The organism is Desulfosoma caldarium (assembly GCF_003751385.1).
GTDB lineage: Bacteria > Desulfobacterota > Syntrophobacteria > Syntrophobacterales > DSM-9756 > Desulfosoma > Desulfosoma caldarium.
Genome location: NZ_RJVA01000001.1, coordinates 41,082 through 65,298, shown reverse-complemented (window position 1 = coordinate 65,298; position 24,217 = coordinate 41,082). Strand labels below are relative to the sequence as shown.

Below are 24,217 nucleotides of genomic sequence, written 5' to 3'. Positions count from 1 at the left end.
AGTTTCTCCACAGAATAACTATGAAGACGAAGCCGTTTGCTGAAGAAACCGCAGCCATTCGCTTGCGCGGCGTGCGGCAGCATAATCTCAAGGATGTGCACCTTGATATTCCTTTGTATCATCTCATTGCCGTGAGCGGCGTGAGCGGCTCGGGAAAATCCAGCCTCGCCTTCCACACATTGTATGCTGAAGGACAGCGGCGTTATGTGGAAACCTTTTCCCCTTACGCACGCCAATTTCTGGAAAGAATGGATCGTCCGGACGCGGATATCATCGAAGGCATTCCTCCGTCCATTGCCATTGAATCGGCCGTCACCGTGCGCAGTTCCCGCTCCACCGTGGGCACCATGACCGAAATCACTGACCATTTGAAATACCTCTATGCCTTGAGGGCTGTACCCCATTGTCCCAAATGCGGCGCCGAGATTCATCGGGAGGATCCCGAAACAGTGTTTCAACGCTTAGAGCATTTGCCACCTCATGCGCGCGTCCTTGTGGCCTTTCCCTATCGGCCGGCGGGGAAAAAGTGGGTTCAGGACCTGTTGTCTCAAGGGTTCCTGCGCATATTTGACTCGAAAAAGGTGCTGGACCTTGAGACTTTGTCGCAGGAAGAGACAACCCGAGCGGCTGAAGAAGAAATCCTGGTGGTCGTGGACCGCCTGGTGTGGTCCAAAGCGCAACCGCCCCGCGTGATGGATTCCCTTCGCACGGCCTTTGCGATGGGCAACGGTGAAGCCGTGGTGGTGGTTGTAGAAGGTGAAAGGTGGAGATTTTCCCAAGATCTAAAATGTGCTCGGTGCGGCGTGAGCGTGGAAGAGCCGTCGCCGAACCTTTTTTCTTTCAACAGCCCTTTGGGGGCGTGTCCGCAATGTCGAGGCTTTGGGCGCATCATCGATGTGGATATGGATCTGGTGATTCCGAATCCTCGGCTTTCCTTGAGGCAGGGGGCGATTCGTCCCTGGACGCCGGACCGCATAGAATATGAAGAATTGCTGGACTTTTGTCGCAAAGAAAACATTCCACTGGACGTTCCTTTTCAGGATCTGTCCGAGGCGGATCGTCGCAAAATCATCGAAGGTCACAAGGACTTTTATGGCGTTCGAGGATTTTTTCAATGGCTGGAATCGAAAACCTACAAGATGCATGTGCGGGTATTTCTATCTCGATACCGAGCCTACGTGCCGTGCTCTCAATGCGGTGGCCGTCGATATCGAGACGCGGCGCGCCTGTACCGGCTTCATGGAGTGGCCATCGATGAACTGTGCGCTTGGCCCGTGAAGCGCTCCTTGTCCTTCTTTAAGGCTTTGGAAAACACGTGCCGAAAAGATTCCGCGGAAGCCCTGCTCATCCAGGAAATACGCAATCGACTTCAGTTCCTTGCCGATGTGGGCCTGGACTACCTGACCCTGGACCGCCAGTCTCGCACCCTTTCCGGCGGTGAAGTGCAACGGGTCCATTTGACGCGAGCGCTAGGCTCCGCCCTCACCCACGTCCTGTATGTGCTCGACGAACCCAGCGTGGGACTGCACGCCAGGGATCAAGAGCGGCTCATGGGCCCTTTGCGCCGACTTGTTTCTTTGGGTAACACGGTCATTTTTGTGGAACACGATCCGGACATGCTGCGCATGGCCGACGTGGTGATCGACATGGGGCCTTTTGGAGGGGATCAAGGCGGCCATGTGCTCTACATGGGCCCGCCCCAAGGCCTCGCGCACGTGCCCCAAAGCCTGACCGGACGCTATTTATACCGGACGCCAAACGTTGTCCGTCGCAGGAAAAAGCGACGTTCTGAGCGAAGGTTTTCCCAAGCGATCACGGTCAGGGGAGCACAGGAAAACAACCTGAAGAACCTCACCGTCTCCTTTCCATTGGGATGTTTGATCGGCGTCAGTGGAGTTTCCGGATCTGGCAAGAGCACACTCGTTGAAACCACACTCTACAACGGATGGCGGCGCCTTCGAGGTCTGCCCAGTGAATCTCCGGGCCGCATGGACGCTATAGAAGGGATCGACGCCATTGCCGACATGGTTCTTGTGGATCAAAGGCCGGTGGGGCGGTCTCCTCGAGCCAATCTGCTCACCTACACCAAGGCACTAGATCCCCTAAGAAAGCTTTTTGCGGCGGAGCCTGAGGCACGTCTTCGAGGATTTGGCGAAGGGTATTTCTCTTTCAATGTGCCTGAAGGGCGCTGCGAGCACTGCAAGGGAGAAGGGTTTCTCAAGATTGAGATGCAATTTCTTGCCGATGTCTATGTGCGATGTCCGGTCTGTGACGGGCGCCGTTTTCGCCGCGAGGTGTTGCATGTACGCGTGAGGGGCTTATCCATTGCCGATATTCTGGAAAAAACCGCTCGGGAACTTCTTGAAGTCTTTGGGGATGTGGAGCCCGTTCGAAAGGCTCTAGAGCCGGTGATGGCCATGGGTTTGGACTACCTTCGGCTTGGTCAACCCCTGAGCATGCTGTCAGGAGGCGAAGCGCAACGCGTGAAACTGCTTCGTTACCTGGGGCCTCAAAGGCCCAAGGTGGAAAACAAGGGCATTTTTTTTATCCTGGATGAGCCCACGGTGGGGCTTCATCCCCATGATCTGCAAAAACTCATCGCCATATTGGACCGGTTGGTCGATGAAGGGCACACGGTGCTGGTGGTAGAGCACAACCTGGAGCTGTTGAGCGCCTGCGACTGGATTATCGACTTGGGTCCCGAAGGTGGGGACGAGGGAGGCCACCTAGTGGTGTGCGGGACCCCAGAGACGGTGGCGGCGCACGAGGGCAGTCATACCGGACAGTATCTGCGAAACCGAGGGCTTGTGGGCGAAAATGTGTCCACACGCCGGGCAACTTGTAATGAAGAACGGTCAGGACCCGCGCTGCAGCTCGTGGATAAACCGACACACATTACGATTCGAGAAGCGCGGGAGCACAACCTCAAAGTCCATGAACTCCAACTGCCTCTGCATGCCATGACCGTCATTACCGGGCTCAGCGGTTCCGGAAAATCCTCCTTGGCTTTTGACATTCTCTTTGCGGAGGGGCAAAGGCGGTACTTGGAATGTTTGTCCACCTTCGTCCGCCAGTATTTCAAAATTCTGGAAAGACCCGATGTGGATCAAATCCTCGGGCTTCCTCCCACAGTGGCCATCGAGCAGAGAACGTCCCAGTTGGGTCGAAAATCCACCGTGGGAACCATCACGGAAATTTACCACTTCCTTCGACTGGCCTTTGCGCGTTTGGGGCATCAGCACTGTCCTCAGTGTGGCATGCCGCTACAGGCCATGAATCCGGAAACCATCGTGCATCGGGTGGAAAGCGTTCTGCGGGAACATGGCGGGCGTCTTTTGGCTCCTTTGGTTCGAGGCCGAAAGGGTATTTACAAGGATCTGTTTCTTCGCCTAACCGCCATGGGCTTTGATCGTGTTCGAATTGACGGCGTGCTGCATTCCCTGGTGCCTCTTCCATCTTTGGCTCGACATCGAGAGCACGACATCGAGGTTGTGGTGCTGGATACGGAGGCCGTGGAGGGTCTGCACGAACGTTCGTGGCACAGGCAGATTCACGAAGCACTCAAACTGGGGGGAGGCACGGTGGTCGTTTCGAGAGCTGAGGATCTCTTCTTCAGCCAGCACTTAATGTGCCCTCGATGCGAAAAGAGCTATGCTCCTTTGGATCCCCGTCTCTTTTCCTTTAACAGCCGCCACGGCATGTGTCTGCGATGCGATGGAACCGGTCTCGACCGCGATCGACCATGCCCGGAATGCCACGGCACCCGCCTCAATGCGCAAGCACGAGCGGTGCGCCTCAAAGGCTTTTCCATTACCGAACTCGCCGAAATGCCTCTGTGGGCGTTTCAAGACACCTGGACCCATATGTCCTTTCACGGTACCGAGCGGGCTGTGGCGGATCCAGTGACACGAGAAATGATTGAAAGGGTAGGCTTTCTCACAAACGTGGGGCTGGATTATCTGACATTGAACCGATCCGGTGAGACCCTTTCCGGAGGAGAAGCGCAGCGCATTCGTTTGGCGGCCCAACTGGGATCCAACCTACGCGGCGTGTGCTATATTCTCGATGAGCCCACCATCGGGTTGCATCCCGCAGACCACCATAAGCTATTGACAAATCTTCGAGCCTTAACCGACAGGGGAAACACCGTTCTCGTGGTGGAACATGATGAGGACACGATGCGCGCCGCGGATCATGTGGTGGAGCTGGGACCCGATGCGGGCAGTGGTGGGGGCCGAGTGGTGGCGCAGGGGGCGTTCCATGACCTGGTTCGCCGACCGAATACCCTGACCGGCACATGGTTCGGCCGCTCTTGTCCCGACTGGCTTTCGTGGCCCAAACACCCGATTCCTGGACCCGACGGTTGGCTTGTGCTTCGAGGCGCCCGGGCCAACAACCTCAAAGGCATCGACGTCCACATTCCCTTGGGAACCTTTGTGTGTGTGACCGGCGTTTCGGGCTCAGGAAAAAGCTCCCTGGTCTACGATGTGCTGAAAGAAGCACTCCAATCTGTGCGCCACAGGGGGCACCTGGACGCCACAGTGCCTTTGGACGATCTGGAAGGTTTTGCTCCGATTCGCCGCCTCGTGGAAGTGGACCACACGCCCATAGGCAGAACGCCACGATCCACGCCCGCCACCTATGTGGGCATATGGGACGAGATTCGCAAGCTCTTTGCCGCTGTGCCGGAAAGCCGGGCTCGAGGGTTTCGACCGGGGCGTTTTTCGTTCAATGTCAAAGGAGGGCGCTGCGAAGTCTGCCAGGGGCAGGGGCGCATTCGCGTGGCCATGAGCTTTCTTCCGGACGTGACCGTGCCCTGTGAGGCTTGCGGTGGAAAGCGCTTCAATCGAGAGACGTTGGGCATAGCGTATCACGGAGCCTCCATTGCCGATGTGCTGCACATGACCATCGCCGAGGCCCGTCATTTCTTTTCTTCAGTGCCCTCCATTGTGCGACCGTTGGTCGTGTTGGATGAACTGGGCCTGGGCTATCTGACCTTGGGGCAGCCCAGTCCGACCCTTTCCGGAGGGGAAGCCCAGCGCATCAAGCTGGCGGCGGAATTGACCAATCATCGAAACCACACGCTCTATCTGTTGGATGAGCCCACCACCGGCTTGCATCGAGCCGATATAGGAAAGCTTCTGAAAGTCCTTCGAGCCCTCACCGTGCAGGGGCACACCGTCATCGTCATCGAACACAATATGGATGTGGTGGCGGCATGCGATTATGTGGTGGATCTGGGGCCGGGCAGCGGAGACCGCGGAGGGCGCGTGGTGTTCAGCGGAACGCCCGATGAAATGCTGCAGGCCGCCCATGATTCCCTGACCGCGGAAGCGCTTCGGCGCCACCTGGGCCGGGCCAAAAAGGAGGGCCGGGATGTGTGAAAAGGCCACAGGCATGGTTCTTTCCTATCATCCGGTGATCCCGGGGGATGTGAACCGATTGTGCGCCGGACGTGAACCTGATGAGAATGACCGGCGATGGATGCAGCGTGCCGCCGCCATCATTCTGCCGCAGGGATGTTCGGAATCCCTCTACCGCATGGCTGTGAGGTACTGCCGTCATGTGTTTCCGGATTATCGCATGAGGTTCTTGTATCCCGGGAAAATCGGGGATATTCGCCTCTTTCGCATTCTGGGGTTTCCTCATCCAAAGAGTCATCTTTTTCACTCCGTCAAGTTTTGCCCGCCGTCATTTTGGAACGACCTTCGCTATCCTGTGGTTCTCAAGAGCGCGCATGGTGGTGAAGGATCCTTGGTGTTCAAGGTCGAAAGTGCCGAGGAAGCGATGGAGCCGTTGAAGATCTTTGAGGGCATGGAGCGCAGCGGGTTTGGTGGTTTTGTGGTCCAGGAGTTTGTGAAGAACGACGGCCGAGATCTGCGGGTGGTCGTGATCGGACGCACGGTGAAGAGTTACTGGAGGGTTCAGAGGGACCCGACCAATTTCTTACACAACACTTCCCACGGGGCCGTCATTGACCGAGAAAGCGATCCGGATTTGCAGGCGGAAGGCCGCGCATGGGTGCGCGCTTTGTGTCAGCGCACGGGAATCAATCTAGCCGGTATGGATCTTTTGTTTCGTGACAGAAGCCTTCACCAACAAAAAAACCCTCTGTTCCTAGAGATCAATTACTACTTTGGCCGAAAAGGGCTTGGCGGAAGTGAGCGGTTCTATACACTGCTGGAAAAGGAAGCCCGCGCATGGCTGAAAAGTTTGGGACTTTCCGACCTTCAGCCACCTCCCACCGGCGGGAAAAAAGCGACCCGCTCGTTCCCCTGAAGGGCTGTATTCCACGAAGAGGCGACGCCATTGACCATAATCAACTTGACATCTTCCAAGGGTAAATGCAGCATTTCTGCTAACTCTTTTACGGTGGTTCCTGCTGGCACGGTCATGGTCAGACCCGTCATGGGGTCGTAGTCGGGGACAGCGCGTCGCAATGTCGCTGCTAAGAGCACCAGCAAAGGCATGACTTTTCGTCCTTACCGTGTAAAACCTTGTTGAAGAGCAGTGCCACGACGTTCACTGAACCTTGCGCATCACATGGCGGCCGCATTGCGGTAGACCCGCTTGATGTGCACGTTGGAAATGAGCGCCGTATAGTCCTTGCCTTTTTCAAAATCCACCTTGATGGTTCCGCGATCGATTTCCATGTAGCGTGACAGGACATCGATGATGTCGTTTTTTATGGCTTCCATAAGTTGAGGGGAAATGTCGAGCCTGTCGTGCATAAGGACCACACCCAGACGTTGCTTGGCCGTATCGGCACTGCTTCTTTGCCGGAAGAAATTCTGGATCGTTTTAAGCATGACGACAACTCCTTTCAGCCGCCGAAAATCCGCTTAAATCGGCTCAAAAACCCGTTCTCCTCTTCGTCATCGAGGGGAATGTTTTCGCCGTTGAGCCGTGCCGCAATCTTTTCAAAAGCCTGCCCGACTCGGCTGCCTCGTTCATGAACCAGCGGCACACCCCTGTTGGTGGAAACGACCACTTCACTGCTTTCGGGAACGACGCCGATGAGCGGAATGGAAAGCAAGGAGACGATATCCGCTGTGGACATCATGTCTCCCTTTTTGACCATCTTGACGTTCAGGCGATTGATGATCAAGTGAATATCCTTTAGCAGGTGGGCTTCCAGTAGTCCAATGACTCGGTCGGCATCACGAATGGCGGACACTTCGGGCGTGGTCACCACCAGGGCCTTTTGCGCGCCGGCCATCGCGTTTTTGAAACCGCGTTCGATTCCCGCCGGACTGTCGATGATGACGTAGTCATTTTCCGCGGCCAACTGCTCACACAGGGCTTTCATCTGCTCCGGAGAGACGGCGTCTTTATCCCGAGTCTGCGCCGCGGGAATGATGTGAAGCGTTTTTAGTTTGCGGTCTCGAATCATGGCCTGTTCGATGCGGCATTTGCCTTCCACAATGTCCACGAGGTTGTAGACGATGCGGTTTTCCAACCCCATGACCACGTCCAGATTGCGCAGACCGATGTCCGCATCGATGAGCACCACCTTGTAGCCCTTTTTGGCCAGGGCCGTCCCCAGATTGGCGACGGTCGTGGTCTTGCCGACGCCTCCTTTCCCCGATGTGACAACCAGTGTTTGTGCTGCCATGGTTTGTCCTTCCTTGACCGTGCTTTTGATGATGCTAAAAACGGGTCACCTGAATGCGATCACCCTGAATTTCCGCCACTTCGTAGCGCTTGGGCTTCATGGTGCGTTCTCGAGGAGGGACCGCCACGACATCGGCGATACGCAACTGCTGAGGTTCAATGTGAAGCCCCCAGATCTTGGCGGATCGATCCCCGTAAATTCCGGCATGGGCAATGCCCCGCAATGTCCCAAATACAATGATGTCTCGGGCTGCTAAAATTTCGGCCCCTGGGTTGACATCGCCCAGGATGATCAGTTCGGCAGGCGATTCGATGCGCGTACCCGACCGACATGTCTGACGCACCACCAGAGGAGCGTCCCCAGCGTCAGTCTCCTCCCGCACCTTTACTCCCTTTTCGCGAAAACGCTCTGCGTTTCCTCCATGGCCTTCCATGATCTTGATGGGTATACCCAGCAGTCCCGATGCCCACATGAGAAACGATTGCAGGTTCTTGCCAAGGCGGATTTCATGAAGCTGAATGCCGCCCACATCTTCCAACAGGGTTCGAATGACCTGCACTTCGTCCACATGAAAATCCCGCTCCCGCAAGTCTAAAATCATGCGAGCTTTTTGAAAAAAACCTCGGGATTCTATCACCTTTTTTCGCAATTCGGCGAGCAAATGCTCTAGGGAAACGTGGGCAGGGACGAGCAGCACAAAACCGTCGCGGTCTGCCTTGATCTGAAAAGAGGGCTGGCGAGGGATGCGGTTGAGCATGGCATTCACCCTTCAAGCAGGCGTGCATGGGATGCGTCAAAGGCTTAAGGTTCATGGGGCTTGAGGTTAAGAAGGAGGCTTAGATCCTTCCAGGTGAAGACCCTGGGAAAAGGAGCCGGCGTGCGGTTCCACGGCTGATCAAACAGGATGGGCTGAATGCCGTTTTGCGCCAGAAGATGGCAGGTTTCCAGGCGGTCTTCGACGAAATAGTGCACCTTGAGTTCATGCAGAATGGCGTGTTTGCGTTCGGGATTTCCCGTGGCGATCACGGTGATAGCGCGGCAATCGATGCGCGGAAGCAGAGCGTGCAACCAACGTTCAATGGACTCAGGCCACACGCGGGCCGTTACGAACCGCAAGGGTCCCCACTGCGCCAGGTGTTCCAGCACTTCAGCAGCACCCTCCATGGCGGGAATCTTGGCCGTGTGTTCGTCATCCAATGTCAGGCAGATGAGTTCGTCAATGACGTGGGGAGGCGCCGGCACACAGCGGCGCAGATCGTAGCACGTAAGATGTTCTTTGGTGAGATGGGACAGTCCGAAACGCTCCCGAGCCAAGTCCACAAAGACTTTCATGGTATCCGCCACGACGCCGTCAATATCAAAGGCCAGGTGTCGAGGGTCCACGGGTCCTTTCCAGGGCGTGGATAGCTTCGGGGGCGGTAGTGTGGATAATCCCGAGGCGACATGCAACCCACTCATGGATCTCTGGATTCCTCCGATGGAGATTCTTGACTTTCCGTCAAACAGACTTGGGACGGCTCATCAAAGCGAAAAGAAATTTCATAGATGCCGTCTTCCAAAGAGCTATGCACCACATAGCCGACTTTATGAAAAACCGAGAGCATCTTTCTGTTGGACGCCAACACGTAGGCCGTAAAACCCTTAATGCCTTTGGCTTTGGCTATTTCGCTCAGATAGTGAAGCAGAAAGGTGCCGATACCTTTGCGCTGCCATTCCGCGCGCACGGCAAAGTCCACTTCAGCCATATTGGTCTTTTGGTCGAGGATATAACGGCCCAAAGCGATGATTGTCTCGGCACCGATTTCTCCGATGACCCCCACGATGGCCATTTCTTGTTCGTAATCGATGTTACACATGGCCTGCGTGTCCCGGTGAGGAAAGACGCGCATAGCCGAAAGAAACCGGTAATAGATATCCTGGTCTGGAAGGGAGTAGAAAAATTCTTGAAGAGCCCGTTCATCGGTGGGCTTGATGGGTCGGAAAAAGACCTTTTCGTTTTCTGGAAAAATTTGGTGTGTCTCCCACTGCCCGGGATAGAGAGGCTCAAAGACGGGTGGCAGAATCTGATCCTGATACACGTAGCGAAGTTGCTTGGCTTCTTCTAAAAGCCTCTCTCGGAATTTGGGATGGGCGATATTGATTAAGGCCAAGGCTCTTTCGCGAATGGTCTTCCCATGAAGAGAGGCGATGCCGAATTCGGTGACCACGTATTGAACGACGCTGCGGGAAATGACCACACCGGCACCATCGGTTAAGCGACTGACAATGCGTGATTTTTTGCCGTCGGGGCTGGTGGAAGGCAAAACAATGATGGTTTTTCCGTGGGGCGCGCTGGATGCTCCCAGCATGAAATCCACGTAGCCTCCAATGCCGCTGTAGATCCTTTGACCAATAGAGTCGGCGCAAACTTGCCCGGTGAGATCGATTTCCAGTGCGGAGTTGATGGCCGTCATGCGTTCATTTTGGCTGATTACGCGGCTGTCGTTGACATAGTCGATGGGATGGAATTCCACCTGAGGGTTATTGTGGACGAAATCATAGAGCTGGCGCGAACCCACACAGAAACTGGTAATCACCTTGCCTCGGTGAAGAGTTTTTCGGCGCCCCGTGATGATGCCTTGGTGGATAAGCTCCAAATGGGCGTCGGTGATCATTTCCGAATGCACGCCCAAGTCGTTTTTGTCCGCAAGAAGCCGAAGCACTGCGTTGGTGATGCGTCCCAAGCCCACTTGCAGAGTGGCCCCGTCTTCGATCAGGCTGGAGACATAACGGGCCATGCGTTCCTCCATGGCGCTCTTTTCCCCGTAGCTCATCTCCAGAAGAGGTTCCTCATATTCCACGAAGTGATGAATGCGACTTACATGCACAAAGCTGTCCCCGAGGGTTCGAGGCATGCGCGGGTTCACCTGGCCGATGACCACATGGGAGTGTTCGACGGCAATCTTGGCGATGTCCACACCGATGCCTAAGGAACAGAAGCCGTGATCGTCGGGAGGCGACACCTGCACGAGGCTTACGTCCCGCCCCAGAGCGGTCTCTTCCCTAAACAGTTTGGGGACCTGACTGAAGTAAAGGGGAATATAGTCCGCTAGACCCGAGTTGGCCGCCTTGCGGCTTTTGGGCCCGAGGAAAAAGGTGCGCAATCGAGCATGCTTGGAAAGCTCCGACCATTCTTCCGGAAGGGCTCCCATGGAAAGGGCCTGAAAGATTTCCACGTCATGGTAGTGGGGCAGCACCTCCAGCATGGCTCGAACCAAGTGCTGGGGTTCGGCGGCCGCCGATCCCACGAAGATACGACACCCGTCCTGCAAAACTTGAGAAAGGATCTTTGAAGCGTGCCCGACCCGTTGACGATACAGAGTCAGCCATTGGCGCGTCCAGACCATTCGATCGCCATTCCTTGAACGATGTACGCTTCTCGTGGTGCTCGCCTAAGTACTTCCTTCAAGAAGGCATAATGAAGTCCAGGTTCTGATGAGTCAAGACGGAACGGCGAAACCGTCGGTCTCGTAAACAGCCGGAGCCGGCGAAGGCGGCGTTTTCCAACCTTCCCGTTGGGCCACCAAATCCAGGTGCAGCGTGGTCCATTCTTCCAAAGGAATCCACAAGGGCCAAAGCCTTTCGCGAGCATCGATGGTTTTGAAATAATGTCGGCATTCCATGCAGTAGTCGATGCGGTAGCCTGGCTCTTGTTCCGCATAGAGGTAACCCAAGGAGGCATGGCGGCGATTGTCACACACGGGGCATTGAAACCGAGCCAGGCGCCAGGGTGTGCCGCACCATGAGCAATGGGCCCGTCGCTGTCCTTCCCCTTCCAGGCTGATGAGAGAAGGCAGCGAACCACATACCGGACAGAAACCCGCTTTCCAGTGATCATCGGGGCAGGCCCTTTGCAGCCGTTCTTCTGCCGTTCGTTCGATGCTGGGCCGCAGGCAACTGCGCGCCACGTAAAGCAGGGAAGGAAGATCTACCCCGGCGGTGTCCAGCCATTCCTCCCATGGATTCCAGTCATGATGCAAAAAGCTTTCCCAAATGGCATCCTTGGCCGAAGGGTTTTGGGCTAAGGCTTTGAAGATGGCCGAACAGGCACCGGAAAGTTCGCGATTGTGTTCTGGCACCGCCCGCGTCACAGCCTCCAACACCTCATGCGCGGCCTTCAAGTCCACCGGAAAGTCCCATCGACGCATGAGAGGCAAGCCCGCGGTCCATCGAGCCTTGATGGCTTCCCCATCCATGGGATTCAGGGAAAGCCGGCATCGGGGTTTGACCTGGATTTGCGCTGCGAAGACGCGCTCCAGGAAATCATACAGCTCGTGGTACGCCGGTTTTGAACTGCGGGCAAGGGCCACGGCCTTTCGCATGATGGTTTCCGCATCAGAAAGCATGGAAAAGTCCTTTGCATAGCAAAAGAGGGACGGGGTGCCCGTCCCTCAGCCAAAAGTTTATGTGGAAAAGCTGTACCGTGACGTCATGAGCTTTTTTTAACCCAAAGTGAGCGCCCGGGCCATGGTCTTGGCCGGCTTAAACAGGCGCCGCAGGGCCAACTTGCGGTCAATGCCTGAGCCCAGGCTGGCCACGGCATGGCTGTGATACTTGGTCGGATCGTCCACCACGAGATAAATGACGCGTACCTCCTGGGGATTAAGAAGCTGCGCCTTGGGGTATTTTGCTTTAAGATCCGCAAGGCGCTTCTGAGCCAGTTCCAGCATGCTCTCGCGCGTGCCAAAGTTCATGGCCTGAGTCGGACAGACCTTGACGCATGCGGGAATCAAGCCGTTTTTGACTCGATCTAGGCACATGGTGCATTTGACAATGCGGCCGTCTTCGCGAGCCCGAGGAATGTCGTACGGGCAGGCTTCACGCACATCGTCAATGGGTGCTTCCTTGCTCTTGTCCGTGTAAACCACCGCGCCGGTTTCCTCGTCATGAATCACCCCACCGTCCACGTACCCGGCGATGGCATCCATGCAAGGAGGCTCCAGACAGTGGCGGCATTGGTCAGCAAAGAAATACCAAACCGGTTTACCGTTCACTTCCGATTCGCTGAACCGCACCAGTTTGAAGGTGTTTGCATCCAAATCCGGAGGGTTCTGATGGCTTCCCAGGTTTTTTGTCATGCTGGCGCCGTTTTGGTTCCAGTTCTTGCAAGCGATCTGGCACCCACGGCAGGCCGTACATCGGGTCGTGTCGATGAAAAAGCTCATTCCCGCCATGGCCTAGGCTCCCTTCTTGCGCACATTAACCATAAATGCCTTGGTTTCCGGAATCCGGGTGTTGGGATCCCCCGTGGACGGTGTGAGCAGGTTGGCGCTCTCACCCCCCTGCGGTGGCCAGATCCAACCATAACACCACGGGAGCCCCACTTGATGAATTTCCTGGCCATGGATTAGGAAAGGCCGAAACCGTTTGGTCACTATAGCTACCGCTTCCACAGCACCTCGAGCCGATTCCACAATGACCGTCTCGCCATTCTTGATCCCTCGAAGTTTGGCCAGCTGCTCGCTCATTTCCACAAACACCTGGGGTTCCGCTTCCAGGAGCCACGGCTGCCATCGGGTGAGAACGCCCGTCTGCCAGTGTTCCGTCACACGGTAAGTGGTCCCCACAAAGGGGAATCGAGGATCGCAGGTTTTGTAAATATCCTTATCCGTGCCGTACAAAGGCGCCACCGGGTTGGTGAACTGGGAGCTAAACAGGTTCTTCTCCACTGGACACTCAATGGGTTCATAGTGTTCCGGCAGAGGGCCGTCCGCAAGTCCCGGACCAAAGATGGCCCCGAATCCATCCGGTTTCATGATAAACGGGTACTTAGTGTCCGATCGCGCTGTGCCGTCCGGATTCATCATGGGATACCATCCACCGTCCGGTACATCGCCGAGCCATTTGGAGGACACGTATTTGCCTTCTTTCACTTCACCGGCGAAGCTGATGACCGGCCGCTGCGGATTCCATGGGCGACCCATGAGATCCACCGAAGCGCGATTGTAAAGGATGCGTCGATTCAGCGGCCAACACCACGCCCAGTTGGCATAAAGGCCAATGGCACTGGTGTCCTTGTTGTCCCGGCGGGCCATGTTATTGCCGGCATCCGTGTAGCTTTGGCAATACAGCCAGTTGCCGCTGGTGGTGGACCCGTCCGCCTGAAGGAACGCAAAAGAGGGGACGAGTTGGCCCTTCTTGTACGTCTTTCCCTGGATGGTCACGTCTTTGGTGAATTCCCCGTTGATGGTTCGAGCCACCTTGTGGGGGTCAAAACGACCGTTGGTGGCATAATCCCATTTGAGGTTGAGGATTGGGTCAGGCAGCGCTCCTCCATCCTTGGCGTACAGTTTTCGTATCTCCTCGAACAATTCAACTATAATGTCTCCGTCGGGCTTGGCATCGCCCGGAGGATTCTGCGCCTTGTAGCGCCACTGAGCCCATCGGCCGGAGTTCGTTATGGACCCTTCCTTTTCCATGAAGGCGGCGCATGGCAAGAAAAACACCTCCGTCTTGATCTTTTTGGGATCCATGCCGGGAGCTTGCCAAAAAGAAGCCGTCTCGTTATGGAAAAGGTTCACATTGACCATCCAGTCCAGCCTGCTCAAGGCTAGCCTTGTCTTGACGGCATTGGCCCCGCCGCATGCCGGGTTTTGTCCCCAGGCAAAAAAGCCGCTGAATTGGCCGCGATACATGGCGTCGAAAAGATCCAGCCAGCTGTAAGCCTTGCCGTCATCCAATTTGGGCAGCCATCCATAGCCGAAGTCGTTGGAGGCTTCTGCGGCGTCACCGAACATGGCCTTAAGGAAACTGACCATGTACTTGGGCCGATTTTGCCACCAGTTGGCGCTCAAAGGATCTTTGGACACCGGCGTCAATTTCTTCAGATAATCGGCAAGGGTCGAATGAGAAGCCCTCGGCGTAGGGTTGTAGCCGGGTAAGATGTGAAACAGCAGGGCATGGTCCGTGGATCCTTGAACGTTGGATTCGCCGCGCAGCGCATTCACCCCGCCGCCGGCTACCCCGATGTTGCCCAAAAGAAGCTGAATGATGGACATGGCTCGAATGTTCTGAACGCCCACGGTGTGTTGGGTCCAACCCATGGCGTAAAGGATCGTTCCGGCCTTGTCCGGTTTTCCCGTCGCGCTGTAAAGCTCATAGACTTTCTTGAGATCCTCTTTGGGTGTTCCGGTGACCTTGGAAACTTTGTCCAGAGTATATCGAGCATAGTGTTTCTTCAACAGTTGAAAGACACAGCGGGGATGCTTCAGAGATGGATCTCTCTTTGGGACGCCGTTTCCGTCGACTTCGTAAGCCCAGGTGCTCTTGTCGTACTTTCGCGTCGCGGGATCAAAACCGGAAAACAATCCGTCTTTGAAATGGTACTTGGGCCCAACAATAAAACTGGCGTTGGTGTAATGAACGACATAGTCTCTAAAGAAAAGATTATTGGAAAGAATATAGTTGATCATGCCGCCCAAAAAGGCAATGTCCGTTCCTGAACGCAGAGCAGTATAGAAATCCGCTTTGGCGGAAGTGCGGGTAAAGCGAGGATCCACATGAATAAGGATGGCGCCTTGATCCTTGGCCTTCATAATCCAGCGGAAAGAAATGGGATGGTTTTCCGCCGCGTTGCTTCCCATAATGAGAATGCAATCGCTGTTCTTGAGGTCGATCCAATGATTCGTCATGGCGCCGCGTCCGAACGACTCTGCCAGAGCCGCTACCGTGGCGCTGTGTCAAATACGGGCCTGGTGTTCGATGTAGACCAGTCCGAGGGCACGCAGCATGGCTTGGTAGACCCAGCATTCTTCATTGTCCAAAGCGGCGCTGCCCACCGAAGCGATGCCTTCACACCGGTTCACCACTTGCCCCATGGCATTCTTAACCGTAAAAGACTTGTCCCGGCTGGCCTTGACTCGAGCGGCGATTTCCTTGAGCGCCCAGTCCCAGGATTTTTCTTCCCACTTATCGCTGTAGGGAGCTCGATAAAGAACCTTGGTCACCCTCTTGTCATTGATGGCCAACTGATATGCAGATGCTCCCTTGGCGCACAAGGAGCCTTGATTGATGGGGTGGTCGGCGTCGCCTTCCGTGTAGATGACTTTTCCGGTTTGCCGGTCGGTGTGACAAATAATGCCGCAACCGACGGCGCAATAGCAACAAATGGACGGCGTCTCTTGGGCGTTTTGAGTCCTGATCTTCCAGGCCTGCTCTTCCACGGGTTTCTTTTGAAATCCCATGGTCGTGCAGCCACTCAGAGCCAACCCCGCCGTCGCCGCTCCTGAAATCTTCAAGAAATCCCGACGCGACAGCTTCATCCTTGACCTCCTCTTGCAAAAGACACATGGCTCGGAACGGTCCATCGCTTGCCACGATCTCTGGGCAGCCCAGGGATCTTGTCCAAGAACCCTCGATGGGTGTATCTGGCCGGAGATCGCCTAACAGATTTCCATGGACGACCACCTCCCTTCGCGACCTTTCAGGTTTAAAGGATTTCGTGGTTCGCGGCGTTTTGTGAATTCAGGAAATGGTATGGGGGGGTTATAGCCCTGAATGCGAGATGCATGAGGATGGCGCGTTTGGAGATTCGTAACAGCGGTGCTCAGGACGGACCTCTGGATAACACCAAACCCACCCTTCCTTGCGGTGAGCCCCTCCATCGACATCCTCCCCGCCGTGTTTCTTCTAGCGCAAGGCGTGAGTCCAAAACTTTGAAACAATAATACTTAATGCAAACAAACTCTGTCAACCCTTCCTTCCGGCGCCGTCCCTTTGGGCCACGCCCCAAGATCAGCGTGTTGGATGCCAAAGAGCCTTCTAAGATGCCCGACTAAAGGGGTCCTGAAGCACAATCGTTTGTTCCCGGCCCGGCCCGACGGAAATGATGGAAAAAGGAATGCCCAAGTAATCTTGAGCGGCTTCCAGATAACGGCGCGCGGCGATAGGAAGATCTTCAAATCGGCGCACCTGGCCCAAATCCTCCTCCCAGCCTCCAAAATCTTCATACACCGGTTCGCATTGTTCCATGCGATCCATTTCCGGTGGAAGTCGATCAATCACCGTGCCCTGGCAGCGGTATCCGACAGCCATACGCAGTCGGGGAAGGCCTGTGAGCACATCCAGCTTGGTCACCGCCAGGCTAGCCAAACCGTTCAATCGCACAGCATGCTTGACCACGGACAAATCCAGCCAGCCGCAGCGCCGAGGGCGACCCGTGGTGGATCCGAATTCGCCGCCACAGGTGCGAATGTGTTCCCCGATCTGGTCCGAAAGTTCCGTGGGAAAGGGACCTCCACCCACCCGGGTCGTGTAGGCCTTCATGATACCCAGGACGTGACGAATGGCCGTCGGGCCGATCCCTGCGCCGCAGCAGGCGTTGCCCGCCACGGTATTGGAAGAGGTCACGAAAGGATACGTGCCGTGATCTACGTCCAGGTGCGTGCCTTGAGCCCCTTCAAAAAGAACAGCCTTGTGGGATTTGAGTGCCTCTTCAAGGCGGGTGGAGACGTCGGACACAAAGGGAGCCAATCGTCGGCCATAGTCCGTGTATTCCCTCAGGATGTCCTCAAGGACCACGGGAGCTTGGCCGTAATAGTGGCTTAGCAGAAAGTTTTTTTCCTCCAAGATCTCTTCCAGGCGACGCCGCAAGGCCGCTTCGTTCAGAAGATGGTGCATGCGCACGCCCGTACGGGCCACCTTATCTTCATAGCACGGGCCGATGCCGCGCCCCGTGGTGCCGATTCGGCCCTGCCCTTTGCGATTTTCCCGCGCCGAATCCAAGAGGCGATGATAGGGCATGATCACATGGGCGTAGGCGCTGACCACCAGCCGTTCAGGCGTGACAACCACGCCGAAATCCTTTAAGCGCTCCAGTTCCTCCAGAAGCACTTTCGGGTCCACCACCACGCCGTTGCCGATCAAACAGACGGTGCCGGGGTGCAAAATGCCCGAGGGGGTCAAATGCAAAATGATCTTTCGCCCACCCACTACCAGAGTGTGGCCCGCATTGTTTCCCCCTTGAAAGCGTACCACATAATCGGCACGCGCCGTCAAAAGATCCACCACCTTACCTTTGCCTTCGTCCCCCCATTGGGTTCCAATCACCACTACCGTGCTCATGGCCATATCCTTGGATGACGCCCTGACCGCGCAAGGCGCCGTGATGGGCGTTGAAGATGTGAAACGTGGCACATACCCCGTCGGGAAGCTTTAGTGAAAAAGGTGGGTTCTGTCAAAACGAAAAAAAGGACCTGCAGTAAAACGGGGTCCCGAAGGCCACGATGGGAGACCTTCGGGACCGAAAAATTTCGCCGATTACCAAGTCATGGCGCGCAGTCGCCGAATGCGCTCCTCAATGGGTGGGTGGGTGCTGAATAAATTGACCAAGCCCCCACCTGAGAGGGGATTCACAATGAAAAGATGGGCCGTGGCCGGTTTCGCTTCGACCATGGGAAGGCGTTGGGAAGCGATGGCCAGTTTTTCCAAAGCCCCGGCAAGTCCCAATGGGTCTTGGGAAATCCTGGCTCCAGTTTCATCGGCCAGGTATTCACGAGACCTGGAAATGGCCATTTGAATCAACATTGCTGCCAAGGGTGCCACAATGGACAGAGCCATGGCCCCCAAAAGGCCTACACCCCCGCCTTCCTCATCGTCGCCGCCTCTAAAGCCTCCAAACAGCGCGCCCCATCGCAGCATGTTCGCAATAAACATGATGGCGCCGGCAAGAGAGGCGGCCACGGTGCCCACCAGAATGTCGCGGTTTTTGATGTGAGCCAATTCGTGGGCCAAGACCCCACGCAGCTCATTGGCAGTGAGCAGGCGTAGAATGCCTTCCGTGACGGCGACCACGGCGTTATTGGGGTTTCGGCCCGTGGCAAAGGCATTGGGGGTCTCCGACGGAATGATGGCCACCTTGGGCATGGGAAGTCCCGCTTGCATGGCCAGTTCACGAACCATGCGGTACAGTTCCGGTGCTTCATGCTCGGCGACCCGTTGCGCTCGGTACATGGCCAAAACGATCTTGTCCGAGAACCAGTAGCTTCCGAAGTTCAGCGCCAAGGCAAAGATGAGCGCGACGAGCATGCCGTGGCTACCGCCCAAGAGCTTTCCCAAGAAGACAATGAGCAGAGTCAGGGCTGTGAGAAGTATAAAGGTACGAAACTGATTTCCCATGAATCATCCTCCTTTGAGATGGCCTCATGTTTCGGCGCGCACAGGCACTTTACGTGAGGCGACAGCGTTCTTGGGCACCACGATGGTGAGAACACCGTGTCGGTAGTCTGCCACGACCTTTTCCGGCACGATGTTTTCGGGAAGCGTCCACTGCCTTCTAAAAGGTCCCCAAGGCCTTTCGCAAAGGACGGCTTCGTGGCTCCTGGACGCTCCGTTCGACCTCGTTCCGGAAAGGATCAGGATGTTCTGCACAAGCTCTACGGACAGATCCGCCTTCGAGACTCCGGGAAGATCCACAACTGCCTTCCATTCTTCCTCATTTTCGAAAACATCCGCTGCCGGATTCCACTCTGCCAAAGCGTTTTCCGCATCGGGATCGGATTGCACCGCATGGACGGTCTCCCGATATAAGTCGTCGATGCGTTCTTTCATGGAAAGAAGCTCGTTGACCAGTGTTTCACTTCCTACACTCACTTGATTCCGCCTCCTGTTTTTCCATCGCCGCCAGTGCGCTGAGCGCGCCATACGGCTGGTCATTCCAGCACGGAAAAGTTAAAAAAGCCCGAACGGTCCGTCAAGATAAACCGGTATGCGGCACAGAAAGGATGCATCGTGCAAGAGAAAAGAGAGCTTCTCAAGAATCGCCTCGTCCCTTTGGACATTTACAAGGTGACCCCCAAGACCAACTGCGGACAATGCAGCTACCCCACCTGTTTGGCCTTTGCCACACAGGCCGTTGTTGGAGAAGTGGCCTTGGCGGGTTGCCCGCACCTGGACGACGAGGTGCGGCGAGAATTTGAAGACCGGCTGGCCCGCCAGCTGGATCAAGGGATTGGACGGAAACGGGAAAGTTTTGAGAAAACATTGGAATTTCTTCGTGAATCACTGACCCCGTGGCTCAGCCCCGAAAACGCGGCCGCATTGGGAGCATCATGGATCTTGAAGGCTGAAGGGAACCCCTCACTACGATTCCCCTATCTGGACGATGAAGTGGTGGTCAATGAGGACGATGTGCACTCGGCCAAGGGGCGCGACTTGAGCCCGTGGGAAAAGATCTTTCTTTACAACTACGTCATCGGTGGCGCTGTGGAGCCGTTGGGGCGATGGGTCGGCATGGAAAGCCTGCCCAACGCGGTGTCCAAGATCAAGAGCCTTCGGGCTCATTGCGAAGAACCGTTGGCCAAGGCCTTTCCTCAAGATCTGCAATTGTTGCGTCATTGTGTGGCCCCGTTCTTTGAGGAATTGCCCACCGATATGGGCCATGCCGGCTGGGCCGGAGAATGTCGGCTGTTGCCCAAGGTCCGCCTTCGGTTGCTGTGGTGGCCGGGGGATGATGATGAGGGCTTTGCCCCTCGCGTGAAATTTCTTTTTGACGCACGGGTTTTGGAAACCCTGGATCTGGAATCTTTGGTTTTCGCCTGCGAACAGATCACGGAAAGAGTCCTGGAGGCTCGGCGCCGAGTGCTCTCCCGCAACGGGACACGGGCTTCTTGAACCCTCATGAAGGATGCTCAAGAAGGAGGCGTGCGCGGCCTCATGGCGCCATGGATGCGAGGCTTTTGGCCCTTTGAAGAGCTTTTTCCTTAATACGCTTCAGTTTTTCGGGGTTGCCTCGACGAAGGCCGTGAATGAGACGCAGATAGTTCGCAAAGGCCTCTCCCAAGCCCATCTGGTGCACATAGAGCCCGTCAGAGCCGTGTGGGCCGAATTTCCAATGGTTCAGTTCGGCGCAGACGGTTTCATGAATTTCTTGGGCCATTGCCTCGATCTGTGGATTGTTCCAGAGCTTTCGCTCATGGCCATGCCGAAGCACCGATTCCACCAGAAATCGGTGCCCTCGAGGGACCCATTCCTTCCGGGTTAAGAAGGGATAGGCATAGACGATTTCCGTCACGGAATAGCCTCGAGCCAAGCCGAACTTGGCCAATTTCTCCAAAACAGGTGCACCCCATAGCAGCACGTGAAAGAGAGGGTTTGCTCGAGGGCTTGAATAGTAAAACGAATTCAGCCCCGACGCGAGGCCCAACCAAAAGGCCTGAAACGATGGTGAAAGGCGTTGGAATTGTCTTGCCGGCAAACAAAATTCCCTGGAACATTTTTTTTGATAGCCGGTGCGGTGCCGAAGATCCCGGCCCGCGTGCCGTGCTGGGTGTAGCAAACAGCCGATGGTGCGCCCTTGCGCGTCCAGGTATCCCAAGGCCCAGCAAGAGAACCCGATGATGGGTTTCGGCGAGCCAACATTTCCGGAAAAGGCTTTCCGGTGTTCCCTAAATTCCCGCTTTAGGGAAGAGACCCAGTCCAAGGGGTCATAGCCATGGGGGCGGATCGGAGGGCAGCAGCTAAAACAGCTTTGGTCGGCCTCGGGAGCGCACAGACTTCTTGGGTTTATGGAAAAAACGGGCTGGGCGTTTTCGTGCGGCGTTCCACCAAGATCCATTCCATGAAGCAGAGCGTTCGAAGGATGCATTGACTTGCCCTGTGAGCTTTGCTAGGTTTCCCGAGCGGTTCGCCATCAATTTTTTTGCAAGAGGGGAAAATGCCGATCTACGAATTTCGCTGCGTTCGCTGTGGTCATATTCAAGAAGTTCTGACGTCCAGCTCCCAAAGCCAGGTGACCCTCGTCTGTGAACAATGTCAGGGTGAGGTCATGGAGCGGGTGCTGAGCCGGGTGAGCTACGTCATGGGTCATTCCTCCTCTGCCCGCCACGACGGGCCCAGGGTGACGTCCAAGAGCTGCTCTCCGGGTAGCAGCTGTTCGACCATAGAGCTTCCGGGCCACACGCGCTGACATCAAGGGCTGTCGGTGGTTCTTGGGAGCCGCCAAAGCCATGGCCTCACACCACGCCCTGAGAGTGCAAATGCCGGATCGTTTCCGGAGTGTATCCCAACTCCGCCAGCACATCCGTGGTGTGCTCCCCCAGTTCCGGAGCGTGACGGTGCAGGTCTGGGCGGCTACCAGAAAATTTGGGAGCGCAGCCCAACTGTCGATAGGTTCCCCAAATTTCATGGTGCAGTTCCACCACCATGTGTCGAGCCTTCATGGCCGGGTCGGCCATCACTTCCTCCAGATTTAACACCGGCTCGCAGCAACAGTCTGTTTTTTCAAAAACGGCGATCCATTCCCCCTGTGTTTTCTCTTCAAAGGCTCGTGCAATTTCCTCGTACAGTGGGCGCTGATGAGGACCAGGCTCGAAATAATCCGGCCGATCCCAATCGGGGCGGTTCATGGCCACGCAAAAGGCCTTCCAGAATTGCGGTTCCAGAGCCCCCAAGCTCATAAATCGTCCATCCTTGGTGCGGTAGATGTTGTAGCAGGCAAGGCCGTGGTTCAGGAGATCGTCACCGGGTTCGGGAACTCTGCCGTCGGCCAGGAATTTTCCCCAGCGCAGGCAATTCCACATGGCGGCTCCGTCGGTCATGGAGATGTCGATCATTTGCCCATGGCCGGAGCGTTCTCGAGCAAAAAGGGCTGCCGCGATACTGAAGGCCGCCATGAGGGCTCCACCTCCGAGATCCCCGATTTGGACACCGGGCAAGGATGGCGCCGGCCCTTGGCCGCAATAGGACAAGACACCACTTAAAGCCAAGTAATTGATGTCATGCCCGGCCCGCAGCGCCCTTTTTCCCTCTTGGCCGTAGCCCGTGATGGCACAGTAGATAATTTCGGGGCGAATTTTTTGAAGAGCGGCATAACCCAGCCCAAGCCGCTCCATGACACCAGGGCGAAACCCTTCCAGCACCACGTCCGCCGTCTTAACCAGGCGTCGGAAAATGTTTTGGCCCTGAGGATCCTTGAGGTTAAGGGTCACGGACCGTTTGTTGCGGTTGAGGACCACGTGAAAGCCACTATTGCGGCCGATGCGAGGCGGCCACCATCGAATGTAGTCGCCCACTTTGGGATCCTCGATCTTGATAACGTCGGCGCCGAGATCGGCCAAGAGCATGGAACAAAAGGGTCCGGGAAGCAGCCGTGAAAGATCCAAAACTCTCACACCGTCAAAAGGTCCCGCCATGTGCATCTCCTGGGGTCACATCTTGATTTATGCCATAAGGCTCAAGCTGCGAGTCACCACTTGGGCTTTTGATGGTCAGGTAAAGTATTACCTCATGTTCCCCTTCGCCAGCAGGCTGGCCAACGGCCAACGGGGTCAGATCTGGGTTGATGCCACTAACGTCAAATTCCATGCTCTCGAACCGGTTCCTCAGAGAAAAGGACTTACCGCGGCCTTTGGGTTTCATGGTTTTGAAGCACAGCGGGAGCTGCCCTGGTCTCAAGCCGTTTCGTCGCAGGTGGTCTTTTCAAGAGCGCTGCTAGAGCACGGCTCGAGCAAACGCCGCGGCATCAAAGGGGCGAAGATCGTCCAAGGCTTCCCCAAGGCCAATGTATCGTACAGGCAACCGCAATTCCTGGCAAATGGGGACGATGACTCCACCTTTGGCGGTTCCATCCAATTTGGTCAATATTAAGCCCGTGATTCCCAGGGCGTCCTGAAAGAGACGGGCTTGGTTCACAGCATTTTGACCCGTGGTAGCGTCCAGCACGAGAAGAATTTCATGGGGCGCTTCGGGCAGTTTTCTTCGAATGACGCGGTGCAGCTTTTTCAATTCTTCCATGAGATTCACTTTGGTGTGCATGCGCCCTGCCGTGTCGATGAGAACCACGTCCACATGGCGCGCCATGGCTGCATCCAGTGCGTCAAAGACGACCGCGCTGGGATCGGCGCCACTTTGCTGGCGAACGATGGGCACCTGGATACGCTCCGCCCACCGTTCTAACTGTTCAGCGGCGGCGGCTCGAAAGGTGTCGGCGGCGACCAGCATGGGGGTGAGGCCGTCTTGGCGAAAGCGATGGGCCAGCTTGCCAATGGTGGTCGTCTTCCCGACCCCATTGACGCCGATCATCATGATCACAAAAGGCTTGGCTCGGGATGGATCCATTGGCGGGGCCTGGACCGAAAGGATCGCTTCCATTTCTTCTCGAAGCGCCTGGCGAAGTCTTTCGGGATCTTGCAATTCCTTTCTCTTGACCTTTTCGCGCACGCGATCGAGAAGAAACTGGGTTGTGTGCACGCCAAGATCGGCCGTCACCAGAATTTCCTCAAGATCTTCAATCAATTCGGCGTCGATGTGTTTTTTCCCCAAAACCAGTCGATCCACCCGGTCGGCCAAGCGTTCGCGGCTTTTGGCCAAACGGTTCTTGAGGCGAGCCAAGAAGGCGGCGTGAGTTTCTTGAGGCTCCTCCGTGCCGACCTCTGATTCGGTTTGTGAAGGCGATTCCTGTCGGGCTTCCACCTCCACCGCGGTCTCTGTCGTTGCTTCACCGTCTTTCTTGCGAAACCATTTGAGCATAGAGTGCCTTTCTGTGCCCTTTAAAGAGGGTCGATTGGATCGTTTTTCAACGGCCTGTGCCGGTGGCTTCCCTTTGAATGTTGCGCAAACCGACACGAC

General features: G+C 55.9%; 20 protein-coding genes. 4 read left to right on the top strand and 16 right to left on the bottom strand.

The features are described from left to right. Positions 1–20: 20 nt before the first annotated feature. Positions 21–5,384, top strand: coding sequence for an excinuclease ABC subunit UvrA (gene uvrA / locus EDC27_RS00280; protein ID WP_123288627.1), 5,364 nt, complete (start codon positions 21–23; stop codon positions 5,382–5,384). Further along, positions 5,377–6,279, top strand: a complete 903-nt coding sequence (locus EDC27_RS00275; RefSeq protein ID WP_123288626.1) for an ATP-grasp domain-containing protein — start codon at positions 5,377–5,379, stop codon at positions 6,277–6,279. Before uvrA ends, EDC27_RS00275 begins: the two co-directional genes overlap by 8 nt. On the opposite strand, the gene EDC27_RS00270 is transcribed toward EDC27_RS00275, so the two are convergent. The 12 genes from EDC27_RS00270 to EDC27_RS00215 form a co-directional block, all read right to left on the bottom strand. Continuing rightward, the gene (locus EDC27_RS00270) at positions 6,231–6,470 is read right to left on the bottom strand and encodes a MoaD/ThiS family protein (protein ID WP_123288625.1); all 240 of its coding nucleotides are present in this window, start codon (positions 6,468–6,470) and stop codon (positions 6,231–6,233) included. The two genes, EDC27_RS00275 and EDC27_RS00270, sit on opposite strands and share 49 nt — an antisense overlap. A 69-nt stretch (positions 6,471–6,539) precedes the next feature. Next, positions 6,540–6,809, bottom strand: coding sequence for a cell division topological specificity factor MinE (gene minE / locus EDC27_RS00265; protein ID WP_123288624.1), 270 nt, complete (start codon positions 6,807–6,809; stop codon positions 6,540–6,542). A gap of 14 nt (positions 6,810–6,823) precedes the next feature. Beyond that, positions 6,824–7,615, bottom strand: coding sequence for a septum site-determining protein MinD (minD, locus tag EDC27_RS00260; protein WP_123288623.1), 792 nt, complete (start codon positions 7,613–7,615; stop codon positions 6,824–6,826). Between the two features lie 34 nt (positions 7,616–7,649). Then, the gene (minC, locus tag EDC27_RS00255) at positions 7,650–8,372 is read right to left on the bottom strand and encodes a septum site-determining protein MinC (RefSeq protein ID WP_123288622.1); all 723 of its coding nucleotides are present in this window, start codon (positions 8,370–8,372) and stop codon (positions 7,650–7,652) included. 44 nt (positions 8,373–8,416) lie between these two features. Continuing rightward, positions 8,417–9,073 carry a 5' nucleotidase, NT5C type gene (locus EDC27_RS00250; protein WP_123288621.1) on the bottom strand — a complete coding sequence of 219 codons (657 nt, stop codon included), beginning with the start codon at positions 9,071–9,073 and terminating at the stop codon, positions 8,417–8,419. Further along, positions 9,070–11,001: a GNAT family N-acetyltransferase gene (locus EDC27_RS00245; RefSeq protein ID WP_123288620.1), complete on the bottom strand. Its 1,932-nt coding sequence runs from the start codon at positions 10,999–11,001 to the stop codon at positions 9,070–9,072. The genes EDC27_RS00250 and EDC27_RS00245 overlap by 4 nt, the downstream gene beginning before the upstream one ends. Positions 11,002–11,094: 93 nt before the next feature. After that, a complete protein-coding gene (locus EDC27_RS00240) occupies positions 11,095–12,000 on the bottom strand; it encodes a formate dehydrogenase accessory protein FdhE (protein WP_123288619.1) in 906 nt (301 codons plus the stop codon). 96 nt (positions 12,001–12,096) lie between these two features. Beyond that, the gene (locus EDC27_RS00235) at positions 12,097–12,828 is read right to left on the bottom strand and encodes a 4Fe-4S dicluster domain-containing protein (RefSeq protein WP_123288618.1); all 732 of its coding nucleotides are present in this window, start codon (positions 12,826–12,828) and stop codon (positions 12,097–12,099) included. A 3-nt stretch (positions 12,829–12,831) separates the two neighbouring features. Beyond that, entirely contained in the window at positions 12,832–15,915 is a 3,084-nt protein-coding gene (gene fdnG, locus EDC27_RS00230) for a formate dehydrogenase-N subunit alpha (RefSeq protein ID WP_123288617.1), read from the bottom strand. Positions 15,916–16,414: 499 nt separating this feature from the next. Then, positions 16,415–17,716, bottom strand: a complete 1,302-nt coding sequence (locus EDC27_RS00225; protein ID WP_123288616.1) for an adenylosuccinate synthase — start codon at positions 17,714–17,716, stop codon at positions 16,415–16,417. Positions 17,717–17,911: 195 nt separating this feature from the next. Beyond that, complete coding sequence (gene htpX, locus EDC27_RS00220) at positions 17,912–18,769, bottom strand: zinc metalloprotease HtpX (RefSeq protein ID WP_123288615.1); 858 nt, start codon at positions 18,767–18,769, stop codon at positions 17,912–17,914. Between the two features lie 24 nt (positions 18,770–18,793). After that, on the bottom strand, positions 18,794–19,243 hold the full coding sequence (locus EDC27_RS00215; RefSeq protein ID WP_170161479.1) for an Hsp20/alpha crystallin family protein: 450 nt from the start codon (positions 19,241–19,243) through the stop codon (positions 18,794–18,796). A 138-nt stretch (positions 19,244–19,381) separates the two neighbouring features. Between EDC27_RS00215 and EDC27_RS00210 the strand changes: the two genes are divergently transcribed. Beyond that, positions 19,382–20,263, top strand: coding sequence for a DUF3786 domain-containing protein (locus tag EDC27_RS00210; RefSeq protein ID WP_123288613.1), 882 nt, complete (start codon positions 19,382–19,384; stop codon positions 20,261–20,263). A 40-nt stretch (positions 20,264–20,303) separates the two neighbouring features. Here the strand turns inward: EDC27_RS00210 and EDC27_RS15730 are convergent, their stop codons facing one another. Continuing rightward, complete coding sequence (locus EDC27_RS15730) at positions 20,304–20,846, bottom strand: hypothetical protein (RefSeq protein WP_148045613.1); 543 nt, start codon at positions 20,844–20,846, stop codon at positions 20,304–20,306. A 459-nt stretch (positions 20,847–21,305) separates the two neighbouring features. Here EDC27_RS15730 and EDC27_RS00200 point away from each other — a divergent pair, with 459 nt between their 5' ends. Next, positions 21,306–21,557, top strand: coding sequence for an FmdB family zinc ribbon protein (locus EDC27_RS00200; protein WP_123288611.1), 252 nt, complete (start codon positions 21,306–21,308; stop codon positions 21,555–21,557). A gap of 46 nt (positions 21,558–21,603) precedes the next feature. On the opposite strand, the gene EDC27_RS00195 is transcribed toward EDC27_RS00200, so the two are convergent. The 3 genes from EDC27_RS00195 to ftsY all read right to left on the bottom strand — a co-directional run bounded on the left by EDC27_RS00195 (position 21,604) and on the right by ftsY (position 24,118). Next, positions 21,604–22,782 carry a CaiB/BaiF CoA transferase family protein gene (locus EDC27_RS00195; RefSeq protein WP_123288610.1) on the bottom strand — a complete coding sequence of 393 codons (1,179 nt, stop codon included), beginning with the start codon at positions 22,780–22,782 and terminating at the stop codon, positions 21,604–21,606. Continuing rightward, entirely contained in the window at positions 22,766–22,954 is a 189-nt protein-coding gene (locus EDC27_RS00190) for a hypothetical protein (RefSeq protein WP_123288609.1), read from the bottom strand. The genes EDC27_RS00195 and EDC27_RS00190 overlap by 17 nt, the downstream gene beginning before the upstream one ends. 126 nt (positions 22,955–23,080) lie before the next feature. After that, a complete protein-coding gene (gene ftsY / locus EDC27_RS00185) occupies positions 23,081–24,118 on the bottom strand; it encodes a signal recognition particle-docking protein FtsY (protein WP_123288608.1) in 1,038 nt (345 codons plus the stop codon). Positions 24,119–24,217: the final 99 nt, after the last annotated feature.

What these genes read in the sequence shown, in the direction of transcription:
- EDC27_RS00270 (WP_123288625.1), bottom strand. Translation starts at nt 6,470, where the DNA reads ATGCCTTTGCTGGTGCTCTTAGCAGCGACATTGCGACGCGCTGTCCCC.
- uvrA (WP_123288627.1), top strand. Translation starts at nt 21, where the DNA reads ATGAAGACGAAGCCGTTTGCTGAAGAAACCGCAGCCATTCGCTTGCGC.
- minD (WP_123288623.1), bottom strand. Translation starts at nt 7,615, where the DNA reads ATGGCAGCACAAACACTGGTTGTCACATCGGGGAAAGGAGGCGTCGGC.
- EDC27_RS00200 (WP_123288611.1), top strand. Translation starts at nt 21,306, where the DNA reads ATGCCGATCTACGAATTTCGCTGCGTTCGCTGTGGTCATATTCAAGAA.
- EDC27_RS00190 (WP_123288609.1), bottom strand. Translation starts at nt 22,954, where the DNA reads ATGGAATTTGACGTTAGTGGCATCAACCCAGATCTGACCCCGTTGGCC.
- EDC27_RS00245 (WP_123288620.1), bottom strand. Translation starts at nt 11,001, where the DNA reads ATGGTCTGGACGCGCCAATGGCTGACTCTGTATCGTCAACGGGTCGGG.
- EDC27_RS00225 (WP_123288616.1), bottom strand. Translation starts at nt 17,716, where the DNA reads ATGAGCACGGTAGTGGTGATTGGAACCCAATGGGGGGACGAAGGCAAA.
- htpX (WP_123288615.1), bottom strand. Translation starts at nt 18,769, where the DNA reads ATGGGAAATCAGTTTCGTACCTTTATACTTCTCACAGCCCTGACTCTG.
- minE (WP_123288624.1), bottom strand. Translation starts at nt 6,809, where the DNA reads ATGCTTAAAACGATCCAGAATTTCTTCCGGCAAAGAAGCAGTGCCGAT.
- minC (WP_123288622.1), bottom strand. Translation starts at nt 8,372, where the DNA reads ATGCTCAACCGCATCCCTCGCCAGCCCTCTTTTCAGATCAAGGCAGAC.
- EDC27_RS00275 (WP_123288626.1), top strand. Translation starts at nt 5,377, where the DNA reads ATGTGTGAAAAGGCCACAGGCATGGTTCTTTCCTATCATCCGGTGATC.
- ftsY (WP_123288608.1), bottom strand. Translation starts at nt 24,118, where the DNA reads ATGCTCAAATGGTTTCGCAAGAAAGACGGTGAAGCAACGACAGAGACC.
- EDC27_RS00250 (WP_123288621.1), bottom strand. Translation starts at nt 9,073, where the DNA reads ATGAGTGGGTTGCATGTCGCCTCGGGATTATCCACACTACCGCCCCCG.
- EDC27_RS00240 (WP_123288619.1), bottom strand. Translation starts at nt 12,000, where the DNA reads ATGCTTTCTGATGCGGAAACCATCATGCGAAAGGCCGTGGCCCTTGCC.
- EDC27_RS00235 (WP_123288618.1), bottom strand. Translation starts at nt 12,828, where the DNA reads ATGGCGGGAATGAGCTTTTTCATCGACACGACCCGATGTACGGCCTGC.
- EDC27_RS00195 (WP_123288610.1), bottom strand. Translation starts at nt 22,782, where the DNA reads ATGGCGGGACCTTTTGACGGTGTGAGAGTTTTGGATCTTTCACGGCTG.